The organism is Enterococcus sp. E4-223, assembly GCF_035727065.1.
GTDB classification, from domain to species: domain Bacteria; phylum Bacillota; class Bacilli; order Lactobacillales; family Enterococcaceae; genus Enterococcus_B; species Enterococcus_B faecium.
This window is the reverse complement of record NZ_JAPMLH010000003.1, coordinates 206,659-229,325: the sequence shown is the minus strand read 5'-3', so window position 1 is coordinate 229,325 and position 22,667 is coordinate 206,659. Positions and strand designations below refer to the sequence as shown.

Genomic DNA, 22,667 nt, shown 5'->3' with positions numbered 1-22,667 from the left:
TTCATGCTTTGTCAAAACTGCGGCAAGAATGAGGCAACGATTCACTTGTATGCCACTGTCAATGGTCAGCGGACACAACTCGATTACTGTCAGAGCTGTTATCAAAAAATCAAAAATCAACAAAATGGAGGTCTGACTAATATGGCCCAAAATGATCCATTTGGATTTGGCAGTTTGGACGATCTTTTCCGTTCCATGTCTCGCCAAATGCAACAGCAAGGAAATTATGAGCAAACACCACCAACACAATTTGGCGGAAACAACAACTTCAATGGTGGTCAGCCACCTCAAGGCAATACAGAAGGTTTATTGGGAGAATACGGAATCAATATCACAGAACAAGCACGACAAGGTGATATCGATCCTGTGATCGGACGCGATGACGAAATCAAACGAGTCATTGAAATTTTAAATCGCCGAACCAAGAACAATCCTGTCTTGATTGGAGAACCAGGTGTTGGTAAAACAGCAGTTGTTGAAGGTTTAGCACAAAAAATCGTAGATGGTGATGTACCGCAAAAATTAATGGACAAAGAAGTCATTCGTTTAGATGTCGTATCTTTAGTCCAAGGTACTGGTATACGAGGACAATTTGAAGAACGTATGCAAAAATTGATTGAAGAGATCCGTCAAGCAGAAAATGTGATCCTATTCATAGATGAAGTTCACGAAATCGTCGGTGCTGGTTCTGCTGGTGATGGAAATATGGATGCTGGTAATATTTTAAAACCAGCTTTAGCTCGAGGAGAATTACAAATGGTTGGTGCTACTACCTTAAATGAGTACCGCATCATCGAAAAAGACGCTGCTTTAGAACGTCGTATGCAACCTGTACGGGTAGATGAACCAACTGTCGAAGAAACGATCAGTATTTTGAAAGGTTTGCAAAAACGTTATGAAGACTATCATCATGTAAAATATACTGATGAGGCCATCGAAGCAGCCGCAACTTTATCCAATCGTTACGTCCAAGATCGCTTCTTGCCGGATAAAGCCATCGATTTGCTAGATGAAACAGGTTCTAAGAAAAACTTGACGATCCAAATCGTTGATCCTAAAACAATCGAGAAAAAACTGCAAGAAGCAGAAGAACAAAAAGTTTTAGCTTCTCGAGAAGAAGATTTCGAAAAAGCAGCTTATTATCGCGATCAGATCAATAAACTTCAAAAAATGAAAGAACGTCAGCTCACTGAAGAGGAAATACCTGTGATTACCGAAAAAGATATGGAAAAAATCGTTGAACAACGGACAGGTATTCCAGTGGGTGAATTAAAAGAAAAAGAACAGACACAACTGAAAAACTTAGCAGATGACTTGAAAGCTCATGTCATCGGACAAGATAACGCTGTAGATCGAGTAGCGAAAGCGATTCGCCGAAACCGTGTTGGATTAAACAAACAGAATCGTCCAATCGGCTCCTTCTTATTTGTTGGACCAACTGGTGTAGGTAAAACAGAGCTTGCGAAACAACTTGCCTACGAACTATTCGGTTCACAAGATTCAATGATTCGTTTCGATATGTCTGAATATATGGAAAAACATAGTGTCTCTAAATTGATTGGTTCTCCTCCAGGTTATGTCGGATACGAAGAAGCTGGTCAATTAACAGAAAAAGTACGGAGAAATCCTTACAGTCTTGTCTTGTTAGATGAAGTAGAAAAAGCTCATCCAGATGTTTTGCATATGTTCTTGCAAATCTTAGATGATGGTCGATTGACAGATGCACAAGGAAGAACGGTCAGCTTTAAAGATACGATCATCATTATGACAAGTAATGCCGGAACTGGTAAAGTAGAAGCAAACGTTGGTTTTGGTGCGGCACGCGAAGGTGTTACTCGTTCTGTATTGAACCAATTAAACAACTACTTTACACCAGAATTTCTGAACCGTTTTGACGGGATCATCGAATTCAGTGCATTATCAAAAGAAAACTTGATGACAATCGTCACACTAATGCTAGACGATGTCAACCAAATGCTGGCAGCACAGCAACTTCACATCGAAGTTCCTACGAATGTCAAAGAAAAATTAGTTGACTTAGGCTATGATCCATCTATGGGTGCTCGTCCTCTTCGACGCACGATCCAAGAACAAATCGAAGATGGTATCGCTGAATTTTATCTTGATCACCCTTCTATCCATGAGTTGAAAGCAAAACTGGATAAAGATGGAAAAATCATCGTTACTTCTAAACCAGAACGTTTGGCAAAAGAATCAGCCGAAGAAACGGCTGAATAAATCCAGTTTTATAGCGTGAGACGGTATTTCTTTGAGAAATGCCGTCTCATTCTTTTTTCAGAAAAGTCAAAATACTGTTCATTTTATAAAAAAGAAATTATAATAAGAGAAACAAGCAATTAAAAATACATAAAAGAGGTGAGCGCCATGAAATTGGTAAATGTAACAAACAGCCATTCCCGTCTTGTATTAAACCAGCTTGAAAACACTGATGCCCATCTAGTCAAGGTCTACACAGCCGGAAATACCACTATTGTCTACACTGAAGCCCCTGAACATAATGAAATTCTGCTGATCAATGACAAACGTAAAATCCAGCCGAAAGAAATCGAAGATGCTAAAAATTATTTCTTAGATAAAATCAAAGACGCCGTTTACCACGAGGATGAAATCAAAGTAATCGAATTGGCAGGCCTTGTTGAAATCTCGATTCCAAAACATGAATTAGGCGCTACATTAGCCGTGTAAACAAATTTTGAACATAATAATTAAAGAGCGTGGGACAAAAGTAAAGAACACTTTTGTCTCACGCTCTAAACACGTATAAACGGCGGAAGCAGAAGCAACTCCTTCGGAAATAAGCTGAAATTCACGAAAATTGCTTTTCAAATTTTTGTGAATTCCAGCTTATTTCTTGGAGTTAAACGCTTCTGTCTCAGCCTCTTTTTCTTTCTAGCTTTTTGATTTTTCTCTTTTCTTTTGTACTTTTCTCTTTTCATTTTCAGTTCTACGTGTGTCTTTATTTTTAACTTTTTCCTCTTTATGGATGATTGATCGTACTTTTTGTGCAATTTGCTCGTTTTTGTCCCAGTCTTTTACATCTAATAATCGACATAATCGTAACATCTCTTCTTTTTTCTGTTTTTTTCTTTCACGTCTTTGCCATTCTGTTTCCATGTTTCACACTCTCCTTTCTTTAATCATATGTACGCAAAATAATTTTTATATTTTTTTGATTAGACATTTCTATGATTTTAAATAGTAAAAAGAGCCGTCACGGAAAATCCGTCACGGCTCTAAACAAAATATGAGAAGCTGTTTTTGTTTGGCTATTCTTATTACTTGATGCAGGGCAGCTTGTGTCAAGACTTCTTTACATCAGACTTTTTAATTTTACATTAGGATATTTATCCGCAAACCAGCGTTCTGCAAATTGGTTCTCGAATAAGAACAATGGTTGGTCGAAACGGTCACGAGCCAAGATATTGCGACTTGAACTCATCTTCTCATCCAAATCTTCTGGATCGATCCAGCGAGCGATTTTGTGTCCCATTGGAGACATGATTACTTCGGCGTTATACTCATTTAACATACGATATTGGAATACTTCAAATTGTAGCTGACCAACAGCTCCAATGATATATTCTTCCGTTAGATATGTTTTATAAAGCTGAATCGCTCCTTCTTGAACTAATTGATAGATTCCTTTGTGGAAGGATTTTTGTTTCATGACATTTTTTGCAGTCACTTTCATAAACAGCTCTGGAGTAAATGAAGGGAGTTCTTCATAAGCAACTTTTAGTTTTCCTTCGAACAATGTATCCCCAATCTGATAATTACCTGTATCATATACACCGATGATATCGCCTGCTACTGCTTTTTCGACGTTTTCTCTCGAATCTGCCATAAATTGTGTGACATTGCTTAATTTCAGTTTTTTATTTGTACGTTCCAACCAGACATCCATTCCTCGTTCGAATGTTCCAGAACAGATTCGGACAAAAGCGATTCGGTCACGATGGGCTGGATTCATATTTGCTTGGATCTTGAATACGAAACCTGAAAATTCTTCCTCATAAGGACTTACCATCTGATCATCTTGTGTTTTGTGTCCATAAGGAGCTGGTGCCAATTCAACGAAAGTCTCTAAAAAAGTCTGTACACCGAAGTTAGTCAATGCAGAACCAAAAAATACTGGTGTCTGATCGCCACGAGCAATTTTTTCTTGATTAAATGCATCTCCAGCCTCTTTGATTAGTTCTACTTCTTCTAAGACTTGTTCATATAAGGAATTTTCAGTTAGAGGATGATTTTCGGGAAGCAGTCCATCTTCATCCAATTCTACTAATCGTTCATCCTGATAATTTTCCGGACGATAAAACTCTACACGATTATGGTAGATATCATAAAGACCTTCTAGCCCTTTACCCATACCGATTGGCCAATTCATCGGATAAGATTCGATATCTAATAGCTCTTCTAATTCTTCTAACAATTCCAATGGTTCACGACCATCACGATCTAGTTTGTTGATAAAAGTAAATATCGGGATACCACGTTTTTTTACAACTTGGAATAATTTCTTTGTCTGTGCTTCGATCCCTTTTGCACTATCGATTACCATGACCGCACTATCCACGGCCATCAAAGTACGATAAGTATCTTCAGAAAAATCTTCATGTCCTGGTGTATCCAAGATATTTACTCGTTTCCCTTGATAATCAAACTGCATAACAGAACTAGTAACAGAAATCCCACGTTGTTTCTCGATTTCCATCCAGTCTGATTTGGCAAAATTACCTGTTTTTTTGCCTTTTACGGTCCCGGCTTGACGGATAGCCCCACCAAACAATAGTAATTGTTCTGTAATCGTTGTTTTCCCAGCATCCGGATGGGAAATGATCGCAAAAGTTCTGCGATTGTCCACTTGTTGCTTTAATTCTGGATTATTCATAACCTAACTCCATTTCTTCCATTCAATTATTTATATTTTCTCTAGGCACAGATTGTCCGATCTCTTAAAGAAAGACAATTTCATATAGGGCTGTGACAAAAGCCGTGTAGCAGTCTCTTTTTCCGAGTAAACGGCGTTCTAGAGACAGCCTTTCAGCAATAAGCCCACCCAAGCCAAAAATACGAAAAGCTGTTTTTGCTTGGCTGCTCTTATTACTTAATGCAGGATAGCTTTTTCACAACCTTTGTCAACTACTACAACTGAATCAGTATAGCATGGATTCAGCGAATGAAAAAGCCACCAAACCATAAGAGTCAAATATTTTTTTGTCAGCTGACTAAAAGAAAAGACGTGTTGCTTGTTTATTCAAGCAACACGTCTTTCATAACCAAGTTTCCAATTATCTTCTTGGCTCGTCATCTTCGAATTCTTTTCTGAAGTATCTTCGTTCTTCTTCAGGTTCCGCTTCTGTTTCTTCCGGATCATGAAAAATGACACGGATTTTAAGGATTCGAGAACCTTCCATTTCTTCAGAAACCAGCGTAATATTATCGACATCAAACGATAACTTTTCGCCTTCATCCGGAATCATGCCTAATGCTGTAATCAAATAACCAGCCATCGTATCTACATCACTCATATGCAGATCGCTGTCAAAAGCTTCATTGAACTCATCAATCAGCATACGTCCTTGGATGATATATTCGTGTTCATCGATTTTTTCATAAAGATTCTCAACTTCATCTGATTCATCATCGATTTCTCCGACGATTTCTTCTAAAAGGTCTTCTAGTGTTGCTAACCCAACGACGCCGCCATATTCATCTAATAAAATAGCCATCTGATTCTGCGTCTTTTTCATTTCATATAACAGATCATCAATAAAGACCGTTTCAGGAACAAATAAAGGCTCCTGCATGATTTTCTTGATATCTAAATTATCAAAGCCGAATTTATGGGCAGCTTTTAGTAAATTCTTTGTATGAAGGATTCCGACTACTTTATCTTTGTCTTCGTTATAAACAGGGATTCTTGAATAGTTTTCGGATAAAACTTCATTCACATTTTCTTCCACAGTGTCGTTGATATCAATCATAAATGCATCCGTTCGTGGGACCATGACTTCTCGGGCAACTTTCGTATCAAGAGAAAAAACCCCTTGGAGCATTTCTAATTCTTCATTATTCAATACGCCTTCGTTTTCAAGCATATAACGCATTTCATCTCTGGTCATTTTTGAATCTTCATCATCAAAAGTCATCGGCGTGATACGCGCCAATAAACTTGTGGAAGCAGAAAGCAACCAGACGAAGGGCTTAGCTACTACACCAATCAAGCGTATCAGCCCTGAAGTGAACTTTGCGACTTCTTCTGATTTATTTAAAGCAATACGTTTAGGGTACAATTCTCCAAAAACAATCGATACATAGGTCAAAATAGCCAGCACAATGATATTTGCAATACTTTTTGCCGCTGTGCCGCCACCTAATACCGGAGCTAACCGTTCCGATAAAGTATTAGCTAGTGAAGCACCAGACAAAATGTTGACCAAAGTGATTCCTACTTGGATTGTCGATAGGAAATTATTTGGATTCTGCAATATTTTTAAAAGCTTTTGAGATTTCACATCTCCTTCATCAGCTTTTTGCTCGATTCGATTCTTATTGATCGAAACAACAGCAATTTCGGAAGCTGCTAAAAAAGCATTGATCAATGTCAAAACGATCAATAATAAAATCTGCGCTAACAGCGACTGACTCTCAGGGTCAGCATTCATAATCGCATTCTCTCCTTATAAAATTAATTTTTAGTTTACGATAGAAAAAAACGTGGCACTATAGCCACGTTAAAATGGTATCACAAAGCAATTTTCTTTGCAATAAAAACAAGTGTACTAAAACTACCTACGAGGTCGTAGCAATTTTCTTCTTGTTTTCATTTTGCTTGTCTTCTTTGACGATTTTGATTATATAGGAAATGATCGTCTTGCAGATTGCGTAAAAAGGAACACCTAAGAAGATACCAAGCAATCCGGCAATATTTCCAGCTACTAGAAGAACGATAATGATCGTTAATGGATGGATTTTCAGTGATTTCCCAATTACATTAGGATAAATGATATTCCCATCCAACTGTTGGACGATTAGCACAACCACACAACAAAGTAATGCTTTTACCGGATCATTGAAGACTGTTACTAAAAATGCAGGTGCTAGTCCTAGATAAGGTCCTAAATATGGAATTAGGTTTGTCAATCCCGCAATGACCCCAAATAAGAAAGCATAATCCACACCAATTACCATATATCCTAAAAATGTGAAGGTACCAACGAATAAACATTCGATTGCTTGTCCGCTAATGTAATTAGCCAATGTTTTATTCAGTTGCCCCAATAACTCCACAATTTGGTTTCTTCTTTTTTCTGGGAAAAACTGTTGGATGTTTGGCACTAGTTTTTCTCCGTCTTTCAACATATAGAACAAGATGAATGGTGCTGTAATGATTACTACAGTTGCCGAAGCGATCGTTCCAACGATCGAACCTAAACTATTGGATACTCCACTAAGGAATTGCTGAATGATTGTCCCGTAAGAAATGTCTAATTGCTCAAAATATTTATTGATATCTACTTCCTTGAACAAAGGCAATTCGGCTACCTCTTTTAACCAGCTTTCTACCTGTTTGATGAAATCAGGCATATTAGATGCCAATGAGGAAATTTGCTGTACTAGACTTGGGATGACACTAAGTAAAATCCAAATAATTGCTGCAACTAAAAGGAGCAGCACAATTGCGACAGCCCATATTCTTTTGATTTTTGCTTTCATCAACAGCTTGACAATAGGATTCAATAAATAGTAAAGAAAGCCTGCAATCAGTACAGGTGCAAATAACGTGGAAAAAAATGTCCCGATCGGTTCGAAAATAAAGTTTATTTCTGATGAAATCATGATCAATGCAGCTATGATCAATAATTCAAGCGACCAAAACATTAGTTTAGACTGTCTAAGTTTTTCAAACAATAGATTTCCTCCTTTCTTTCTTACTAGTATATATTATATTCGTTAAAAATTCTTTTATTCTTTTTTTATTTTTGAAAACTTGCCATACTTTTTATTTGTTTTATTTTCCAGTATACTATACGAAAGGAAGGTGGCTAGACCATGAAAGTTGTACAAACAAAAGATACAATGAGCAATATTTACTTAGATGCTGTACGGATCAGGCATCAAGTTTTTGTAGTCGAACAGGGTGTGCCTTTGTCTCGAGAAATAGACAAAGATGAAGCCCATTGTATCCACTTCGTCCTGTACTCAGATAAAAAAGAACCGCAAGGAACTGTACGTCTTTTGCCTTTAGAAAACGGAAAAATGAAATTACAGCGGATGGCGATTCTTTCTGAATACAGACACCAAGGGTTAGGAAAAATATTGATTGAAGAAGCAGAAAACTTTGCTAAGAATCAAGGCTATAATACGATTTTATTAGGGGCACAGTCCACAGCTGAAACTTTTTACGAAAAACTAGGATATACAGCTTACGGCGATCCTTTTGAAGATGCTGGCATGCCTCATATTTATATGAAAAAGACTTTATAAAAATTTATTTCGAAAAAAGCAAAAAACAGCAAGCTTTTGAGAAAAATCTCTCACTGGCTTACTGTTCTTTTTTGTGTTTACTTACGCGACAATTGCTTGTAACGGTTATACCAAATATCAATATAGCCTTCCGAGAACGGGCCATCTCCATTATTGATCCAGTCAACCAGAATCTTCACATTTTCTTTTAGGATGAAGTCAATATCGTTCGGATAATTCATCATTTTGCTGTGCATCTCATATTCATCGACATCCAATAGTCGTTTCTCGCCGTCAGGAAATACCTTGATATCCAAGTCATAGTCGATATATTTCAAGGCCTCATCGTCCAGCAAAAAAGGTGAAGCTAGATTACAATAATAGGAAACCCCCTTTTCTCTGATCATTGCTATTACATTGAACCAGTATTTTTTATGAAAATAAACAATCGCTGGTTCGCGCGTTACCCATCGACGTCCATCAGATTCAGTGACTAATGTGTGATCATTCACGCCGATCATAGAGTGTTCGCTTGTTTTTAATACCATGGTATCTCGCCACGTTCGATGCAATTTGCCGTCGTGCTTGTAACTTTGGATCGTCACAAACTCTCCTTCTTTTGGAACTCCCATAGCAACCCTTCCTTAAGCAGCATTTTGTGCTTTGTGTTTGGGTGTTCATTACACCGACATCATAATTATTATATCAATAAAAATGAGCTTTGCCTAGAAAGGATTCCTATTGTTTCGATTTTTCTCTAACTGATCTACCAGTTTCATTTGGACCTTAGGAAAAGCGACCGAATCAAATGCATCAGGCTTCAACCACTTCGAAGTTTTGTTCTCGGTAAATTCTTGTTCTGCTCCCTCGGTTGCCCGTCCGTAAAAAAGGAGAACATGCCATTTCAGATGACTAAAAATATGAGTAACTTCTCCTAAATGTCGTGTCTGCCAAACAAAGAGTTCCTGCTTTTCAAATGGGAGATTTTGCTCTTCTTCTGCTACTAGGTCATCAAACAGATCGATTTCTGGCTTTGTTTCCCATTCTTTTTTCAATCGCTCATACTCCTCTTGTGTCACTTCCATCATTGGAAATGTCCACATATTCGCCAGCAATTTTTGGCTATCTCTTTCTTCAAAATAATACGCTCCAGAATGATTTTGAAGAGCCGCACTGATATAATAAACGTCTTTTGGCTTTGCTTTTTTTGTTTTTACAGGAAAACTCGTTTGGATTCCTCGTTTGTTAGCTAAACAAAAGGCTTGGATCGGACAAGTCTCACACTTTGGAGAAGTTGGTGTACAGATAGCTGAACCTAGATCCATCATTGCTTGGTTGAATTCACCTGGATGCTTTTCATCAATGATTTTCCGCATCGCTTCATCAAAGATTTTCCTGCTAGAAGCTTTTGCGATGTCTGCTTCAATGCAAAACAATCTGCTGACTACTCGCATCACGTTGCCGTCAACCGCGGGTTCTGGAAGTCCAAATGCGATACTTGCAATCGCGCCTGTCGTATATGGTCCTATTCCCTTCAATGAGCTAATTTCTTCAGGCGTTTGCGGCATTTCCCCATCAAATTCTGACATGATCTGTTTAGCAGCAGCTTGGATGTTCCGGGCTCTTGAGTAATAACCAAGGCCCTCCCATGCTTTTAAAAGCTTTTCTTCTGGAGCATTTGCTAGCTCTTCAATTGTAGGAAACCATTCCATGAAACGATAAAAATAATCGATCACTGTGTCTACTCTGGTTTGCTGAAGCATGATCTCAGAGATCCAGATACGATAAGGATCACGATTATAGCGCCAAGGCAGGTTTCTTTTTTCTTGTTCATACCATTGAATAAACTGATCTTGAAATTCTTTTGTTTCTTTATCTGTCCATTTTTCCCATTCTTTATTCACTTTCCTCTTCCTTTTCCGTAATGAATCGCTGGATCATATCCAAATCAAATCCTTTTTGATATAAGCTTTGCTTTACTTTTAGATTTCTTTTTTTAGGTTCAAACCTTAAATTTCTTCGCCATAGTTTATCTCCTTGTTTGACTAAATAATCATATTCTATTTCTTGATCTGCTTCTTGCGGAAGATCAGCCATCGCTTGTTGGATCACTTCTTGAGAAAAGCCTTTCGTCATCAATGTTTGTTGGATTTTTCTCAATAATTCTTTTTGGCTTTTTCCGTGATTTTTTCCAAACGCTTTTTCGGCTGTCTGATGTGCATTTTGAACTTGGTCTTCAAATGTATATTGGCTGAGCGCTTGTTCAATGATTTCAGGTTTCAAACCTTTTTGCTGCATCTGCTGCGCTAATTTCTTTGGTCCTTTGTCACTTAAGCGCATATTCGTGCGCACATAACTTTCCCCATAGACCAAATCATCGACAAGGTCCAATTCTTTTAAGCGGGCTACGATTTTATTTCGATCTTCTTGAAGGATTTCCTTTTCTTTTAAGTATGTTCGGATTTCTTTTTCCGATCGCAACTGATAACTTAAGTAATTCATTGCTAGGTGAAACCCGAAATCAGCTCCGCTACTCTTCTTGATCTCTTGGATAGTTTCTTCGTCTAATTCCCGTCCTTTTAATAATCGATAGCGTACTAATACATCTTCAGATACTTGTAAAGCTTCTCCTTCAGATAAATCTACGCGATAGAAAGGGCCTTTGCCTTTACTGATTCTCGTAACGGTTAACATAAACATCCTCCTCGAACATATATTCTCTATCATACCATAGAAAATCCCCGTAATCAGGTATTATATGTTAGAATAAACCACAGAAAAAAGAAAAAGGGAGATACTTATGGCAGAAACAATTGTCAAAACTGGACAAACGGTTCCTTTGAAAATCAAGCGTTTAGGCATAAATGGTGAAGGAATCGGTTATTTCAAACGGTTGATCATATTTGTTACATATGCACTACCAAAAGAAGAAGTACTAGTGAAAATCACGAAAGCAACTCCTCGCTATGCAGAAGGAGAATTAATAAAAGTCAAAAAAACAAGCAAAGATCGCGTAGTGGCACCATGTCCTGTTTACTATGAATGCGGTGGCTGTCAATTACAACACTTAGCTTATCAAGCTCAATTGGATTTTAAAAAGGATCTGCTTTTGCAAGCATTGGAAAAATTCAAACCAGCAGGCTTTCGATCTTATCAACTTTTGCCGACGATCGGGATGGATGAGCCTTGGCATTATAGAAACAAAGCACAATTTCAGTTACGAAAAAATAAGCAGACTCAAAAAATTGAAGCTGGTTTATACGAAGCAAACTCTCATCAGTTAGTCCCTATAACAGACTGCTTGGTTCAAGAACCTCGAACACAAAAAGTAATGAATACTGTTGTTCAACTATTGAATAAATTTGATGCACCCATCTATGATGAACGGACAAACAGTGGAATCTTCCGCACAATCATGGTTAGAATCGGTGTTAAAACTGGGGAGTTACAAGTTGTTTTTATTACTCGCAGTAAAAAATTCCCGCAAAAAAACGCAATGATCCGTGAGATCAATGAACGACTGCCCGAAGTTGTTTCAATCATGCAAAATGTCCAGGCACAAAAAACGTCTCTCGTGATGGGGGATGAAACGATCCACTTATGGGGAAAAGAAGCCATTGAAGAACAAATCAATGAAGTGACTTTCGATCTTTCTCCTCGTGCCTTCTTTCAACTCAATCCTCAGCAGACCGAATTGCTTTATGGCGAAGGAATTAAAGCATTAGATGTCCAGCCTAATGAAACGATCGTGGATGCTTATTGCGGAGTTGGGACGATCGGCTTAAGTGTAGCAAAACAAGCCAAAGAAGTACGGGGAATGGATACCGTTCCTCAAGCAATCGCTGATGCAAAAAAAAATGCGGAAAGATTAGGATATCACAACACTCGATATGAAGTCGGGACAGCAGAGCAAGTTCTGCCTAAATGGTTGAATGAAGGTTTTCAGCCTGATGGTATCATCGTAGATCCACCACGTACGGGTTTGGATAACGCATTGATTCAATCATTATTGAAATACCCTCCAAAAAAACTTGTTTATATCTCCTGTAATGTTTCTACACTTGCCAGAGATCTGGTTAATTTAAGTAAAAAGTTCAAGATTGAATATTTACAGTCTGTCGACATGTTTCCTCAGACTGCACGTTGTGAAGTTGTCGTGAAGATGACGAGACTCGCTGACTAAATGAAAGAGGTTGTGAAAAAGTCTGCCCTGTATCAAGTAATAAGAACAACCAAACAAAAATAGCTCTTCATGTTTTATGAATACTGTACTTGTGACCGAAGAGTTAACAGGAGGACACTATTTATTTAAAAAAAGGGTTGTGACATAGTTTTTGTCACAGCCCTTTTTGATTATTATTGGATATTTACGTCTATCACTTGATAAAATGCATTTGTCGTATCGCTGATATTCCATACTGCTAAAATCACATTATATCCTTTTCGATCCTGCGGAAGTGTGATCGTTTGGTTGACTGTTTTTGGTGGAACAGTTGCTTTGTCGTCTATTTTTGTGATCAATTCAAAATCACTAAATTTCAAAGGTTGATTAGGATTCCAAGTTGGTTTGGTAATGTAGTAATCCCAAGTACTTGTCCGATGTTGTGCTGTTAAATTCCAAGTAATATTTAATGTTCCTGGATTAACCATGTTTTTATGCCATCTGTTAGATGTCTGTTCATCTAAAGGCTCAAAGCCGCTGACTCCTGCACTAGCAATTTTTCCATCAATGAATGTATTTTTGGTAGCTTCGATACTTTGCGGTTCCCATTGTGCTCTTCCGACATTTTGATTTAAGTTTCCTGCTGCTGATGTTCCTAGGTATGCACGGCTTCCTGGAGAAGTAATATAACCATGCGCAAAACCTGGAATGCTAAAACCGAACAACCCTAAACTAACTAACCCAATAAACAATAACGTACTAATCTTTTTCATGTAGAAACCTCCTTCATTTGATAGCCACATTGTAAACGTTTTATTGTATTAACACAAACATTATGCTTTTATAATTTTATGTTGAAGTAAAAAAGGTGAAAAAAGTAAGATGCAGATTATAACAGAAGTAGACGAGAAAAGTACAAATAGAAAACATGAGAATCAAATCATATGATCTTTTTCAAAAACATCATTCATATAAACAAATGTTCAACTTTTTAATAACAACAATCATCAATTTTTTTCTTACTTCACAAACTAAATACAGGTCTTGCTGTGAGCCTTCATGGTAAACTAATATTATAGAAAGGAGTTAGTAAAATGAAGATGATAAAAGATATTCGTTTTTGGGTTTGTGTTATAGGAATTGTCATATTAGGCTTTTTATCAGGGTTGCTTAGCGGAAATCCCGGAGAATATTACTATTCTTTGCAACTTCCACCATTTGCACCACCTAGCTGGATATTTGGGCCGATGTGGACCTTACTGTATATATTGATGGGTATTTCTCTTTATTTGTTACTTAATCACAACAACAAAAAACAGCGAAACAATCTTGTCGGTCTTTTTGTGATTCAGTTCATTTTTAATTTTATATGGTCTGCTCTATTTTTTAATTTAAGAAATATTTTCATTGCAGCAATCGATATTACACTTTTAGTTATTTTCTTGTCAGTGCTTATGTATCAGTTGTGGCTGCATCATCGCCTGGCAATGTGGCTCATGATTCCTTATTATTTATGGGTACTATTCGCAACTCTATTGAATTATTCAATTTATTTTTTAAACTAAGGGCTTAAAAGAGACGTCCTGTAATTTAACACATAGAAAAAGTGCCACCTAAGTTAGATTTTTTGTCTAATTTAGGTGGCACTCTTTATTAACCAAACTATTTTTTCTAGTACCCACTTGTTGTTCCATACTCATTATTCTGGTCATAACCATAACCATTTTGTTCCTGTCCAGCGTAAGGATCATAACTTTGAGTATCTTGACTTGGTGTATAGTACTGACTTGTATCTTCTGTTTGCTGATAATAGGTATTCGGATCTTGGTACTGATCATATGTGTTTTCTGAATAGGAAGAATAATCGGTGTACCCTTCACTATTCGATCCATCACCGTTTGTCGAATCGCCATCTTCCGAATCATCAAAGAACATCATTGAAGCATTCTCATTTTTCAAATTAGGTAATGTATCGCTTGTTTTTATATTTAATTGTTTCTTCAGTTCATTTTGGATCGAAAGAAGATCATTTTTTCCTAAAATTTGATAGTAGATATCATTGATCATTTGTCCTTCGCCTTGCAACTGGTCTTGTTTGATTGTTTCAAACGCCGGGGTGTAGTTCGTCGCTACATCAAGCATGTCATCCCAATCTAAGTCCGTCGTCACATTGTTCTCAACTGCTTTTAAAATTTTTCTATAATTGCTTACGCCATCTAAACTTAAAACTTTATTGACAATTTTCGTCACTACTTCCCGCTGACGACGTTGTCGACCGATATCGCCTTCTGGATCTTCGTGTCGCATTCGAGAATAGGCTAAACCTTTTTCTCCATTCAATGTTTGTTCACCTACTGGTACATGGACACCATCCAAAGTAAAGTCAATTTTATTATTCACTTTGATGCCACCGACCGCATTGATCAAATCTTCCATGCCATCCAAATTGATCGTTACATAATGATCAATAGGAATATCGAGCAGTTGCTCAATTGAATCCATGGCCATTTCGACACCACCAAATGCATAGGCATGATTTAATTTATCTACCGTTCCATAACCTACGATATTCGTATAAATATCTCGGTCCAAACTGATGATCGTTGATTTTTTTTGTTTCGGATTAACTGTTACTACCATCATCGTATCAGAACGTCCTTGTTCCGTTCTTCCTAATCCACCGGTATCTAAACCTAATAGCAAAACCGAAAAAGGTTCTTTGTCATCAATGCTTACTCTCTCAGAACGTTTGGAGGATATTCGATTAGAGTTTTTAGAAATTTTGTTTACTGTTTGGCTCGCTTCTCCCATAAATCTGATTCCGTATGCTGATAATCCGGCAATCAGCAAAACGAATACCCCTAACAAGGTTAATAGAACTTTTTGCCATCGCTTCATAATACACCTCTGTTTCACATTTTCTAAAATATTGTCTCATATAACTGTTCAATCAGCAAATTCACTTTTTAATCATAAGAAAACTTTAAAAAACATTTTTGTGTAACGATTATTATTTTTTAAAATTTCTCAAAATTCTTAACTATCATACCATACCGTGAAAAAGATCGAAAGACCGAATACACGCAGTTCGCAATCGTTTTATCTTTTTTTATGTATTTTTTCCAGAAAAAGCGAACAACAAAGTATTTTCCAAATAATCGTGCAGTAAAATGATCGCACATACCTTTCCCATCTTTTTAACAGTCTTTGCCTACCGTTCAGATTATCATTCGATTTCACGAAAATTTCTTCCTATGACTGGTCCTTTTGTTAAACCCATCTTCTATTCGTTTTATTTCCAGCTCACTGCATGGCTCTTAAAATGACTCGAACTAGTGATTGCATTACCATCATCTTTTAATGGATAGATATGCTCCTCTTCAAAGTAAAACGATTTTCTTTTAAAGTAATAGAATTGACATGGTAATGAGTATGTATACTAGTGGTTTCACAAATGGTCTTTTATTCAACATCCAAAAACTGAAATTTCTTTAAAATCCATTACTAACGAAGAAAATGTTCCTTGCTTGATAATTAGTTAGGACATGTCAAGTGAACAAATGCATTTACTTAGCCAAAAAATCTAAAAACTTCATAAATAGACAAAAAGACACGACTCTCTAAGAAGTCGTGTCTTTATTCAACAAATTATTATAATTTAGTCACTTCAGCAGCTTGAGGTCCGCGTGCACCTTCAACAATCGTGAATTCTACTTCTTGACCTTCTTCTAGGCTCTTGAAGCCGTCTCCTTGAATTGCTGAGAAATGAACAAATACGTCATCTCCGCCGTCTACTGTAATAAACCCAAATCCTTTTTCATTGTTGAACCATTTAACCGTTCCGTGTTCCATAAATGTATAGCCTCCAAAAAAGTTCTTGCAAGTAACCTTGCAAGAACATTATACCCAATTTAGAAAACGCTAGCAAGCTTTCGCTCTTTTATTTTCCAAATTATTTTTAAGACTGATATGACGGAGGAAATGGTTATTTTGCTGCTTCGAAACGTTTGTTTACTTCATCCCAATTAATAACATTCCAGAATGCTGCAATATAATCTGGTCGGACATTTTTATATTTCAAATAATAAGCATGTTCCCAAACGTCCAAACCTAGAATTGGTGTCTTTCCTTCCATCAATGGAGAATCTTGATTTGCAGTAGAGGTAATAGCTAATTTTCCATTTTCCATTACAAGCCAAGCCCATCCAGAACCAAATCGTCCAGCGGCTGCTTTTTTGAATTCTTCTTTAAAAGAAGAAAAATCACCAAAAGCTTCATTAATCGCTTCTTTTATTTCTCCTGTAGGTTCGCCACCAGCATTTGGTGCCATGATTTCCCAGAAAAATGAATGGTTAGCATGTCCGCCACCATTGTTACGTACAGCTGTCTTGATATCTGTTGGAATAGCGTCCATATCAGATAATAATTCTTCTATTGTTTTTTCGCCTAATTCTGGGTATTTCTCAATTGCTGCATTTAAATTCGTCACATAAGTATTGTGATGCTTATCATGATGCAGATGCATCGTTTCTTCGTCAATATAAGGTTCCAATGCGTCATATGCATAAGGTAGATCTGGTAATGTGTAAGTCATAAAAAAATTCCTCCTCAATGTTTTCTTAATAATGTCTACATTACAAAGAGTAACAAAGAGAAGGAAATTCTTCAATTGTTATGCCTAGTCGTCTTTTTCACTTTGACCTACTTCTTCTTCAAAAACCTCAGTTTCTTTAAAAATAAACAACTTGCTGAAAATATAGTTCGCAAGGATAACAATAATTTGAGTGATGATTTTCGCCACATACTCATTGCTGTTCATAACATTGATCAACAATACCATTGCCCCCATGTCCAATCCGTAAGAAAGGATACGGTAGAAGAAGAACTTACCGCATTCAATAAGTGCATGTGTAAAATTCGGTGATTTTGAATGGAATACCCAAAGTTTGTTCGTTACAAAAGCAAACAATACAGAACAAAACCACGAAATAGAATTGGATAAGGCCATACTTAAATCAAAATATTGGCGTGCGAGAGCAAAACTAACAAAATTTACAATCGTAGCCAAACCACCAAAAAAGAGATAGACTAGTATCTCCCAATATCCTTTTGCTTCTAAATATCCTTTTAACTGTCGATACTGCTTCATGAGCCAACCTACCTTATTAAAAATTCTTATTTATCATACTCTATATTTCAATAACTTTCATCTTTATTTAAAAAAATTAATTTTTTTTGATCCTTTGCCTTTGTCTCTGCTTGGATCGTCACATGTGTAATACCATATTTTAATTTTAATAAAGAAATTATACGAGGATATATCTTTTCAATCTCGCTTAGTAGCTGATCTTCAAAATCAATATGTCCGTCGAAAATAATTATCTTTTCGCTATACTGCCAAATATGGACATGATGAACATCCTTTACCCCATCGATTGCTTCAATTTCTTGTTCCATTTTTTCATAGTCGATAGCAGGTGCACTTTGTATCAAAATAGCGGCAGCTTTTTTGATCACCATTATCGCTTCTATCAATATATATATCGAAATGATCAGTGTAATAACTGGATCGATCCAGTAGATATCGAAAAAACGGATCAAAATTGCTCCGATAATCACACTTACCGAAGACAGTGTATCACTTAACAAATGCAAATAACTAGATTTTATATTCAAACTTTCATCTGCTTCTTGTCGTAATAATAATACTGAGAACAAATTCGCGAGCAATCCAATAACTGCTACTGTTAGCATCAAATGACTATTTATCTTTTCTGGTGAAGTGAACCGCTTGAATGCTTCAACGGTTAAAAACAAGGATAATATGATCAATATGAATGAGTTGATGAAAGCACTCAATATTTCTAAACGCTGGTAGCCATACGTACGTTTTTTATTTGCTTCTTTTCGGGCCATTTTTTGTGCCCCGTAAGAAAAAATAATTGCCAATGTATCACTAAGGTTATGGAAAGCATCTGAAACAAGAGACAAACTCCCTGACATAATCCCTCCAATAAATTCTGATAAAGTGATCACCGCATTCAAAACCACTACTCCAAATAGTTTTTTTGATGATCTCTGTGGCTGTGTAGGCACTATTCCTTCCTCCATTTTATTTATATTGGATAGTCTTTAGACAAGAATAACATTTTTTTGATATTTCACCAATCATTCAGCTGTTTCCCTAAAGCACTTGTATTTCACTTGATACTTCGCTAGAATTGCAAGTGATGACACTACTAGATGAGGAGTACTTATGACAACAAAACAATTAATTATCAGTTCCTTTATACGATTCAAAGACCTAAAGGAGGCGAGAAATGTCCCATTTTGGAAAGCCATTGTCTATCTTTTAGTTTTGAGTATAATTATGGCTTTGCCAATCTCTTTTCAAGTTTTTCAAGTCTTAAACAACATTCAATTGGATGGGCAAAAGATTGCTACTCGCATTCCTGATTTTACAATCCAAAACGGGCAGCTTCAAACCGAAGAAAAAGAAGGATTCATTTACCAAACAAACTCCATTATCTTCACATTTGATCCAGAGGGAAAACGAACAGAACAGGACATCTCTACTGATTTGATGGGGAATTTTGTTAGTGTCGGGATGTTAAAAAACAAACTTATCATAGCTCTTCCTAATACAGGCACGACTTCTGCTTTGTTGAACAATAACCAATTAGAACTTCCCTACACCAATGAATCTTTAAAAAACTTAACAGGTAAGCAGCTCCGTTCTTTTTTAAGTGAAGCATCTATACCACTTTGGATAAAAGTCCTGACATTTATATTTTCTATTTATCCTAGTTTTCTGAATCTGCTGATCACTTTGCTATTTACCAACATTGCTGCTTTTCTCTATGCACGCTTTCGACTAGCAAAAGCTACTTTTCTTGATTGTTTAAAAACATTGATCTATTCAATTTCATTGCCTACTATAATTGCAACAATCTTGATGGTCTTTCTTCCTTCTTTTGACACTAGCGCCTTCATTGCTTTTGCAGGAATCTTTATTTTTGCTCAAGCTGTCAAAGGATGGGCAAAAATATCGATCAATTAAGAAATAAAGACAACTCGTTATTTCTACTTCAATAGACCCTTTTAGAGGTTGTGACATTTTTTTGTCACAGCCCCTTTTTTATTTGAAAAATATTTCTTTCTCAAAAAACAAGCAAGGCGCTTCAAAGTTCTTCTTGTATGCGCTACACTTAGAGTAAAGAAAGGCGGGAAATTAACTATGTCAGAAAGAATCATTTATGCAGATCGTCCATTTCGTGATGAATTTATCGAAGAAATCCATACTATAGCGCCTGGTTATATCTTTAAAACAGAATTACAACCAGAGGATCTACAAAATGTAGAGATCAGTTTGGGCTGGAACTCAGACTACCAAGAAAAACTATTAGCCTCTTCTACCTTGAAATGGGTCCAATCTATCTCAGCTGGTGTTGATCAGCTACCCCTTGAGACTTTTTCAAAGAAACATATTTTACTTTCAAATGGTAGTGGCATCCACAGTGAATCGATTACGGAGCATGTCTTAGGAATCATCCTTGGGTATTCTCGTGGTCTTTTTCAAGCACAAAAGGCACAGAGTGACATGAAATGGTTAGGTTCATCGGTCCATTACCAATCTATCCAAGGAAAAAAAATACTAATCATTGGAACTGGCCATATTGGAAAAATGATTGCAAAAAAATGCAAAGCATTAGACATGAACTGCTATGGAATCAATACATCCGGTCATCCAGCAGAAGGAATGGAAAAGACTTTTTCTTTAAATCAACTAAAGGAAGTTCTTCCTGAAGTAGATTTCGTAGTCAATATCTTACCTCTAACGGAGGAAACAACTGGGCTCTTTGATCAGCATATGTTTGAACACTTTGATCCAAAATCTGTATTCATCAATGTTGGCCGTGGTGCTTCTGTTAAGACACAAGATCTGGTGCAGGCTTTAAATAACCAGCAACTTTCCTTTGCAGCATTAGACGTTTTTGAGGAAGAGCCTCTTCCACAAGATCATCCTCTTTGGAAAATGGACAATGTACTGATTACTTCCCACATTGCAGGTTTGACACCTGATTTTCAAAAGAAATTAATGGCTATTTTTTTAACCAATCTGAAAAGCTACTTTGCCACCCATGAGCTTCAAACCAATCAAGTAAAATTGTCTGCAGGATATTAATAGCTGAAAACAATATTTTCAAAAGAAAAAAGAGAAGGTGACAAAAATTGTGTCACCCTCTCTTTTTTTATTGTTTTTTAAAGTGATAGGTTGGCTCCTCCAGGTTGGGATCATAATCAACAAGTAAATCATATCCTTTAAAGAACCATTCATCTGCTTCCTCGATAAAAAAAAGTGTCCCATCCATTTCCACTTTCTTTACAGGATGTTCTGGCTGTTCAACTGACATTCCAATCGAAAAACCATCATGAACCTCTGTTTTGCCGTAGACTTTTCCAAAAAAACGTATTCCGTAAGTTTCTGGCAGATCAATTTCTGAGTCAAACCACTTTTGTGCTTTTGGCGTTACCGTTAATTCCATCCCAACAACCTACTTTCTCTTTTCTTTCTATTGATTCATCTTATCGTCTAGAATATCCACATCGCCTGTCTCTCCAATCACCAGTAGATTATCATTTTCACGAACATATTCATCTGCTGCAGGAGAAGCGATAACCGTTTGATCTACTCTTCGTATGGCGACTACTGTTAAGTCAAAACGTTGTCTGAAATTTAATTCAGCTAATGTTTTGTTGAAAAATTTAGGATTGGAGACTCGGATTTCTGCTAAAGAATATTTATCTGACAGCTCTAAGTAGTCTAGAATATTCTTTGATACTAAGTTATGTGCAATCCGTATCCCCATGTCTCGCTCAGGGTGTACGACACGATCTGCTCCGATCTTCTCTAGTACACGGGCATGGTACTCATTTTGGGCTTTTGCTAAAATATTCGGTACGCCCATTTCCTTTACCATCAGAGTAACTAAGATACTGGCTTGGATATCTTCTCCAATAGCGACAATTACATGATCGAAATTTCTTATACCTAATGAACGAAGTGTCATCTCATCCTGTGCATTTGCCACAACAGCATGAGTGGCTATATTCATATATTCATTGACTCGATCTTCATTACTGTCAATAGCCAGTACTTCTTGTCCAGCTTCGATCAGTGTACGGCAGATGCTTCCGCCAAATCGTCCAAGGCCTACAATTGCAAAATTTTGTTTCACCATTTTCCTCCTTTAGTATCTTCTTTTCTCAGTATAACAAAGCCTTTCCAAAAACAAAAGCAAGCATCATTATTGTAAAAAAGCCAAGAAAAATAATAGTTATTTTCTCAGCTTTTGATTATCCTCTTTATCATCGTTTTTATTTCACCAAACCATGTTTAAACGCATAGATAGCTGCTTGAGTTCGGTCTTCTACCTCTAACTTAGCTAATATATTCGACACATGCGTTTTAACTGTTTTCAGTGTGATAAACAATTCATCCGCGATTTCCTGATTACTTTTCCCTTCAGAAATCAGCATCAAAATTTCATTTTCTCGATTCGTTAATTCTTCATGCAATACTGGATCATTTCGCCGACTCATTTTTTCCATCATTTTTGTTGTCACTTCAGGTTCCAATACTCGCTCGCCGCGTTGCGTAGCCCTTATAGCATCAGCTATTTCATGTGCGGTAGACGTCTTCAACAAATATCCTGCTGCTCCTGCTTCAATTGCAGGATAAACTTTTTCATCATCAATAAAACTTGTGACGATAATGATTTTGGCTTTTGGCCAATCTTTTAAGATTGCTTTTGTTGATTCGATGCCATCCATTTCTTCCATGACTAGATCCATTAAAATGACATCTGGTCGAAGTGCCATCGCCTTTTCATAGCCTTGACGTCCATTTTCAGCTTCTCCAATCACTTCAATGTCTTCTTGGATAGATAAATAAGAAGAGACGCCTAAGCGTACCATTTCATGGTCATCTACTAATAAAACTTTTATCATCTTT

23 protein-coding genes are annotated in these 22,667 nt (G+C 36.8%); 7 read left to right on the top strand and 16 right to left on the bottom strand.

Features of this window, described 5'->3' with window-relative positions:
* Positions 1-3: 3 nt before the first annotated feature.
* On the top strand, positions 4-2,238 hold the full coding sequence (locus OS139_RS06285; protein ID WP_016628060.1) for an ATP-dependent Clp protease ATP-binding subunit: 2,235 nt from the start codon (positions 4-6) through the stop codon (positions 2,236-2,238).
* A gap of 147 nt (positions 2,239-2,385) precedes the next feature.
* Complete coding sequence (locus OS139_RS06280) at positions 2,386-2,706, top strand: DUF1827 family protein (RefSeq protein WP_002290825.1); 321 nt, start codon at positions 2,386-2,388, stop codon at positions 2,704-2,706.
* Positions 2,707-2,910: 204 nt separating this feature from the next.
* Here OS139_RS06280 and OS139_RS06275 read toward each other — a convergent pair whose 3' ends face one another.
* From OS139_RS06275 to OS139_RS06260, 4 genes are all read right to left on the bottom strand, one after another.
* The gene (locus tag OS139_RS06275) at positions 2,911-3,135 is read right to left on the bottom strand and encodes a hypothetical protein (RefSeq protein ID WP_002287661.1); all 225 of its coding nucleotides are present in this window, start codon (positions 3,133-3,135) and stop codon (positions 2,911-2,913) included.
* A gap of 196 nt (positions 3,136-3,331) precedes the next feature.
* On the bottom strand, positions 3,332-4,912 hold the full coding sequence (locus OS139_RS06270) for a peptide chain release factor 3 (protein WP_002298237.1): 1,581 nt from the start codon (positions 4,910-4,912) through the stop codon (positions 3,332-3,334).
* Positions 4,913-5,312: 400 nt separating this feature from the next.
* A complete protein-coding gene (locus tag OS139_RS06265) occupies positions 5,313-6,689 on the bottom strand; it encodes a hemolysin family protein (protein WP_325066835.1) in 1,377 nt (458 codons plus the stop codon).
* A gap of 127 nt (positions 6,690-6,816) precedes the next feature.
* Positions 6,817-7,935 (bottom strand): AI-2E family transporter, encoded by a 1,119-nt coding sequence (locus OS139_RS06260; protein WP_002290821.1) that lies wholly within the window; start codon positions 7,933-7,935, stop codon positions 6,817-6,819.
* Positions 7,936-8,076: 141 nt separating this feature from the next.
* Between OS139_RS06260 and OS139_RS06255 the strand changes: the two genes are divergently transcribed.
* On the top strand, positions 8,077-8,511 hold the full coding sequence (locus tag OS139_RS06255) for a GNAT family N-acetyltransferase (protein ID WP_002290819.1): 435 nt from the start codon (positions 8,077-8,079) through the stop codon (positions 8,509-8,511).
* 77 nt (positions 8,512-8,588) lie between these two features.
* On the opposite strand, the gene ntdP is transcribed toward OS139_RS06255, so the two are convergent.
* The 3 genes from ntdP to recX all read right to left on the bottom strand — a co-directional run bounded on the left by ntdP (position 8,589) and on the right by recX (position 11,184).
* Positions 8,589-9,122, bottom strand: coding sequence for a nucleoside tri-diphosphate phosphatase (gene ntdP / locus OS139_RS06250; protein ID WP_002290817.1), 534 nt, complete (start codon positions 9,120-9,122; stop codon positions 8,589-8,591).
* 93 nt (positions 9,123-9,215) lie between these two features.
* Complete coding sequence (gene mutY / locus OS139_RS06245; RefSeq protein ID WP_002332049.1) at positions 9,216-10,394, bottom strand: A/G-specific adenine glycosylase; 1,179 nt, start codon at positions 10,392-10,394, stop codon at positions 9,216-9,218.
* Positions 10,387-11,184, bottom strand: a complete 798-nt coding sequence (recX, locus tag OS139_RS06240) for a recombination regulator RecX (protein ID WP_002326064.1) — start codon at positions 11,182-11,184, stop codon at positions 10,387-10,389. The genes mutY and recX overlap by 8 nt, the downstream gene beginning before the upstream one ends.
* Positions 11,185-11,290: 106 nt before the next feature.
* Between recX and rlmD the strand changes: the two genes are divergently transcribed.
* Positions 11,291-12,673, top strand: coding sequence for a 23S rRNA (uracil(1939)-C(5))-methyltransferase RlmD (rlmD, locus tag OS139_RS06235; RefSeq protein WP_325066834.1), 1,383 nt, complete (start codon positions 11,291-11,293; stop codon positions 12,671-12,673).
* A 173-nt stretch (positions 12,674-12,846) separates the two neighbouring features.
* On the opposite strand, the gene OS139_RS06230 is transcribed toward rlmD, so the two are convergent.
* Positions 12,847-13,425: a lytic polysaccharide monooxygenase auxiliary activity family 9 protein gene (locus tag OS139_RS06230; RefSeq protein WP_002292856.1), complete on the bottom strand. Its 579-nt coding sequence runs from the start codon at positions 13,423-13,425 to the stop codon at positions 12,847-12,849.
* Positions 13,426-13,746: 321 nt separating this feature from the next.
* Here OS139_RS06230 and OS139_RS06225 point away from each other — a divergent pair, with 321 nt between their 5' ends.
* The gene (locus OS139_RS06225; RefSeq protein ID WP_002292857.1) at positions 13,747-14,217 is read left to right on the top strand and encodes a TspO/MBR family protein; all 471 of its coding nucleotides are present in this window, start codon (positions 13,747-13,749) and stop codon (positions 14,215-14,217) included.
* 106 nt (positions 14,218-14,323) lie between these two features.
* On the opposite strand, the gene OS139_RS06220 is transcribed toward OS139_RS06225, so the two are convergent.
* The 5 genes from OS139_RS06220 to OS139_RS06200 all read right to left on the bottom strand — a co-directional run bounded on the left by OS139_RS06220 (position 14,324) and on the right by OS139_RS06200 (position 18,763).
* Complete coding sequence (locus OS139_RS06220; protein ID WP_002295400.1) at positions 14,324-15,550, bottom strand: LCP family glycopolymer transferase; 1,227 nt, start codon at positions 15,548-15,550, stop codon at positions 14,324-14,326.
* Positions 15,551-16,303: 753 nt separating this feature from the next.
* Positions 16,304-16,504: a cold-shock protein gene (locus OS139_RS06215; protein ID WP_002292860.1), complete on the bottom strand. Its 201-nt coding sequence runs from the start codon at positions 16,502-16,504 to the stop codon at positions 16,304-16,306.
* Positions 16,505-16,637: 133 nt separating this feature from the next.
* Positions 16,638-17,246 carry a superoxide dismutase gene (locus tag OS139_RS06210; protein ID WP_002298541.1) on the bottom strand — a complete coding sequence of 203 codons (609 nt, stop codon included), beginning with the start codon at positions 17,244-17,246 and terminating at the stop codon, positions 16,638-16,640.
* A gap of 84 nt (positions 17,247-17,330) precedes the next feature.
* Positions 17,331-17,801 carry a GtrA family protein gene (locus OS139_RS06205; RefSeq protein WP_002292862.1) on the bottom strand — a complete coding sequence of 157 codons (471 nt, stop codon included), beginning with the start codon at positions 17,799-17,801 and terminating at the stop codon, positions 17,331-17,333.
* 47 nt (positions 17,802-17,848) lie between these two features.
* Positions 17,849-18,763: a cation diffusion facilitator family transporter gene (locus OS139_RS06200; protein ID WP_002317368.1), complete on the bottom strand. Its 915-nt coding sequence runs from the start codon at positions 18,761-18,763 to the stop codon at positions 17,849-17,851.
* A gap of 145 nt (positions 18,764-18,908) precedes the next feature.
* On the opposite strand from OS139_RS06200, the gene OS139_RS06195 reads away from it, so the two are divergent.
* Positions 18,909-19,712, top strand: coding sequence for a DUF1189 domain-containing protein (locus OS139_RS06195; protein WP_002332050.1), 804 nt, complete (start codon positions 18,909-18,911; stop codon positions 19,710-19,712).
* A gap of 177 nt (positions 19,713-19,889) precedes the next feature.
* On the top strand, positions 19,890-20,837 hold the full coding sequence (locus OS139_RS06190) for a phosphoglycerate dehydrogenase (protein ID WP_002289148.1): 948 nt from the start codon (positions 19,890-19,892) through the stop codon (positions 20,835-20,837).
* Between the two features lie 67 nt (positions 20,838-20,904).
* Here the strand turns inward: OS139_RS06190 and OS139_RS06185 are convergent, their stop codons facing one another.
* The 3 genes from OS139_RS06185 to OS139_RS06175 form a co-directional block, all read right to left on the bottom strand.
* Positions 20,905-21,198 carry a HesB/YadR/YfhF family protein gene (locus tag OS139_RS06185; RefSeq protein WP_002318627.1) on the bottom strand — a complete coding sequence of 98 codons (294 nt, stop codon included), beginning with the start codon at positions 21,196-21,198 and terminating at the stop codon, positions 20,905-20,907.
* Between the two features lie 27 nt (positions 21,199-21,225).
* On the bottom strand, positions 21,226-21,891 hold the full coding sequence (locus OS139_RS06180; RefSeq protein WP_002289151.1) for a potassium channel family protein: 666 nt from the start codon (positions 21,889-21,891) through the stop codon (positions 21,226-21,228).
* Between the two features lie 139 nt (positions 21,892-22,030).
* A complete protein-coding gene (locus OS139_RS06175) occupies positions 22,031-22,663 on the bottom strand; it encodes a response regulator transcription factor (RefSeq protein ID WP_002295404.1) in 633 nt (210 codons plus the stop codon).
* Positions 22,664-22,667 lie beyond the last annotated feature (4 nt).

Bases quoted from the DNA above. Each gene is read 5' to 3' on its own strand.
- OS139_RS06285 (WP_016628060.1), top strand. From the start codon at position 4: ATGCTTTGTCAAAACTGCGGCAAGAATGAGGCAACGATTCACTTGTAT.
- OS139_RS06280 (WP_002290825.1), top strand. From the start codon at position 2,386: ATGAAATTGGTAAATGTAACAAACAGCCATTCCCGTCTTGTATTAAAC.
- OS139_RS06275 (WP_002287661.1), bottom strand. From the start codon at position 3,135: ATGGAAACAGAATGGCAAAGACGTGAAAGAAAAAAACAGAAAAAAGAA.
- OS139_RS06270 (WP_002298237.1), bottom strand. From the start codon at position 4,912: ATGAATAATCCAGAATTAAAGCAACAAGTGGACAATCGCAGAACTTTT.
- OS139_RS06265 (WP_325066835.1), bottom strand. From the start codon at position 6,689: ATGAATGCTGACCCTGAGAGTCAGTCGCTGTTAGCGCAGATTTTATTA.
- OS139_RS06255 (WP_002290819.1), top strand. From the start codon at position 8,077: ATGAAAGTTGTACAAACAAAAGATACAATGAGCAATATTTACTTAGAT.
- ntdP (WP_002290817.1), bottom strand. From the start codon at position 9,122: ATGGGAGTTCCAAAAGAAGGAGAGTTTGTGACGATCCAAAGTTACAAG.
- recX (WP_002326064.1), bottom strand. From the start codon at position 11,184: ATGTTAACCGTTACGAGAATCAGTAAAGGCAAAGGCCCTTTCTATCGC.
- rlmD (WP_325066834.1), top strand. From the start codon at position 11,291: ATGGCAGAAACAATTGTCAAAACTGGACAAACGGTTCCTTTGAAAATC.
- OS139_RS06230 (WP_002292856.1), bottom strand. From the start codon at position 13,425: ATGAAAAAGATTAGTACGTTATTGTTTATTGGGTTAGTTAGTTTAGGG.
- OS139_RS06225 (WP_002292857.1), top strand. From the start codon at position 13,747: ATGAAGATGATAAAAGATATTCGTTTTTGGGTTTGTGTTATAGGAATT.
- OS139_RS06220 (WP_002295400.1), bottom strand. From the start codon at position 15,550: ATGAAGCGATGGCAAAAAGTTCTATTAACCTTGTTAGGGGTATTCGTT.
- OS139_RS06215 (WP_002292860.1), bottom strand. From the start codon at position 16,504: ATGGAACACGGAACGGTTAAATGGTTCAACAATGAAAAAGGATTTGGG.
- OS139_RS06210 (WP_002298541.1), bottom strand. From the start codon at position 17,246: ATGACTTACACATTACCAGATCTACCTTATGCATATGACGCATTGGAA.
- OS139_RS06205 (WP_002292862.1), bottom strand. From the start codon at position 17,801: ATGAAGCAGTATCGACAGTTAAAAGGATATTTAGAAGCAAAAGGATAT.
- OS139_RS06200 (WP_002317368.1), bottom strand. From the start codon at position 18,763: ATGGAGGAAGGAATAGTGCCTACACAGCCACAGAGATCATCAAAAAAA.
- OS139_RS06195 (WP_002332050.1), top strand. From the start codon at position 18,909: ATGACAACAAAACAATTAATTATCAGTTCCTTTATACGATTCAAAGAC.
- OS139_RS06190 (WP_002289148.1), top strand. From the start codon at position 19,890: ATGTCAGAAAGAATCATTTATGCAGATCGTCCATTTCGTGATGAATTT.
- OS139_RS06185 (WP_002318627.1), bottom strand. From the start codon at position 21,198: ATGGAATTAACGGTAACGCCAAAAGCACAAAAGTGGTTTGACTCAGAA.
- OS139_RS06175 (WP_002295404.1), bottom strand. From the start codon at position 22,663: ATGATAAAAGTTTTATTAGTAGATGACCATGAAATGGTACGCTTAGGC.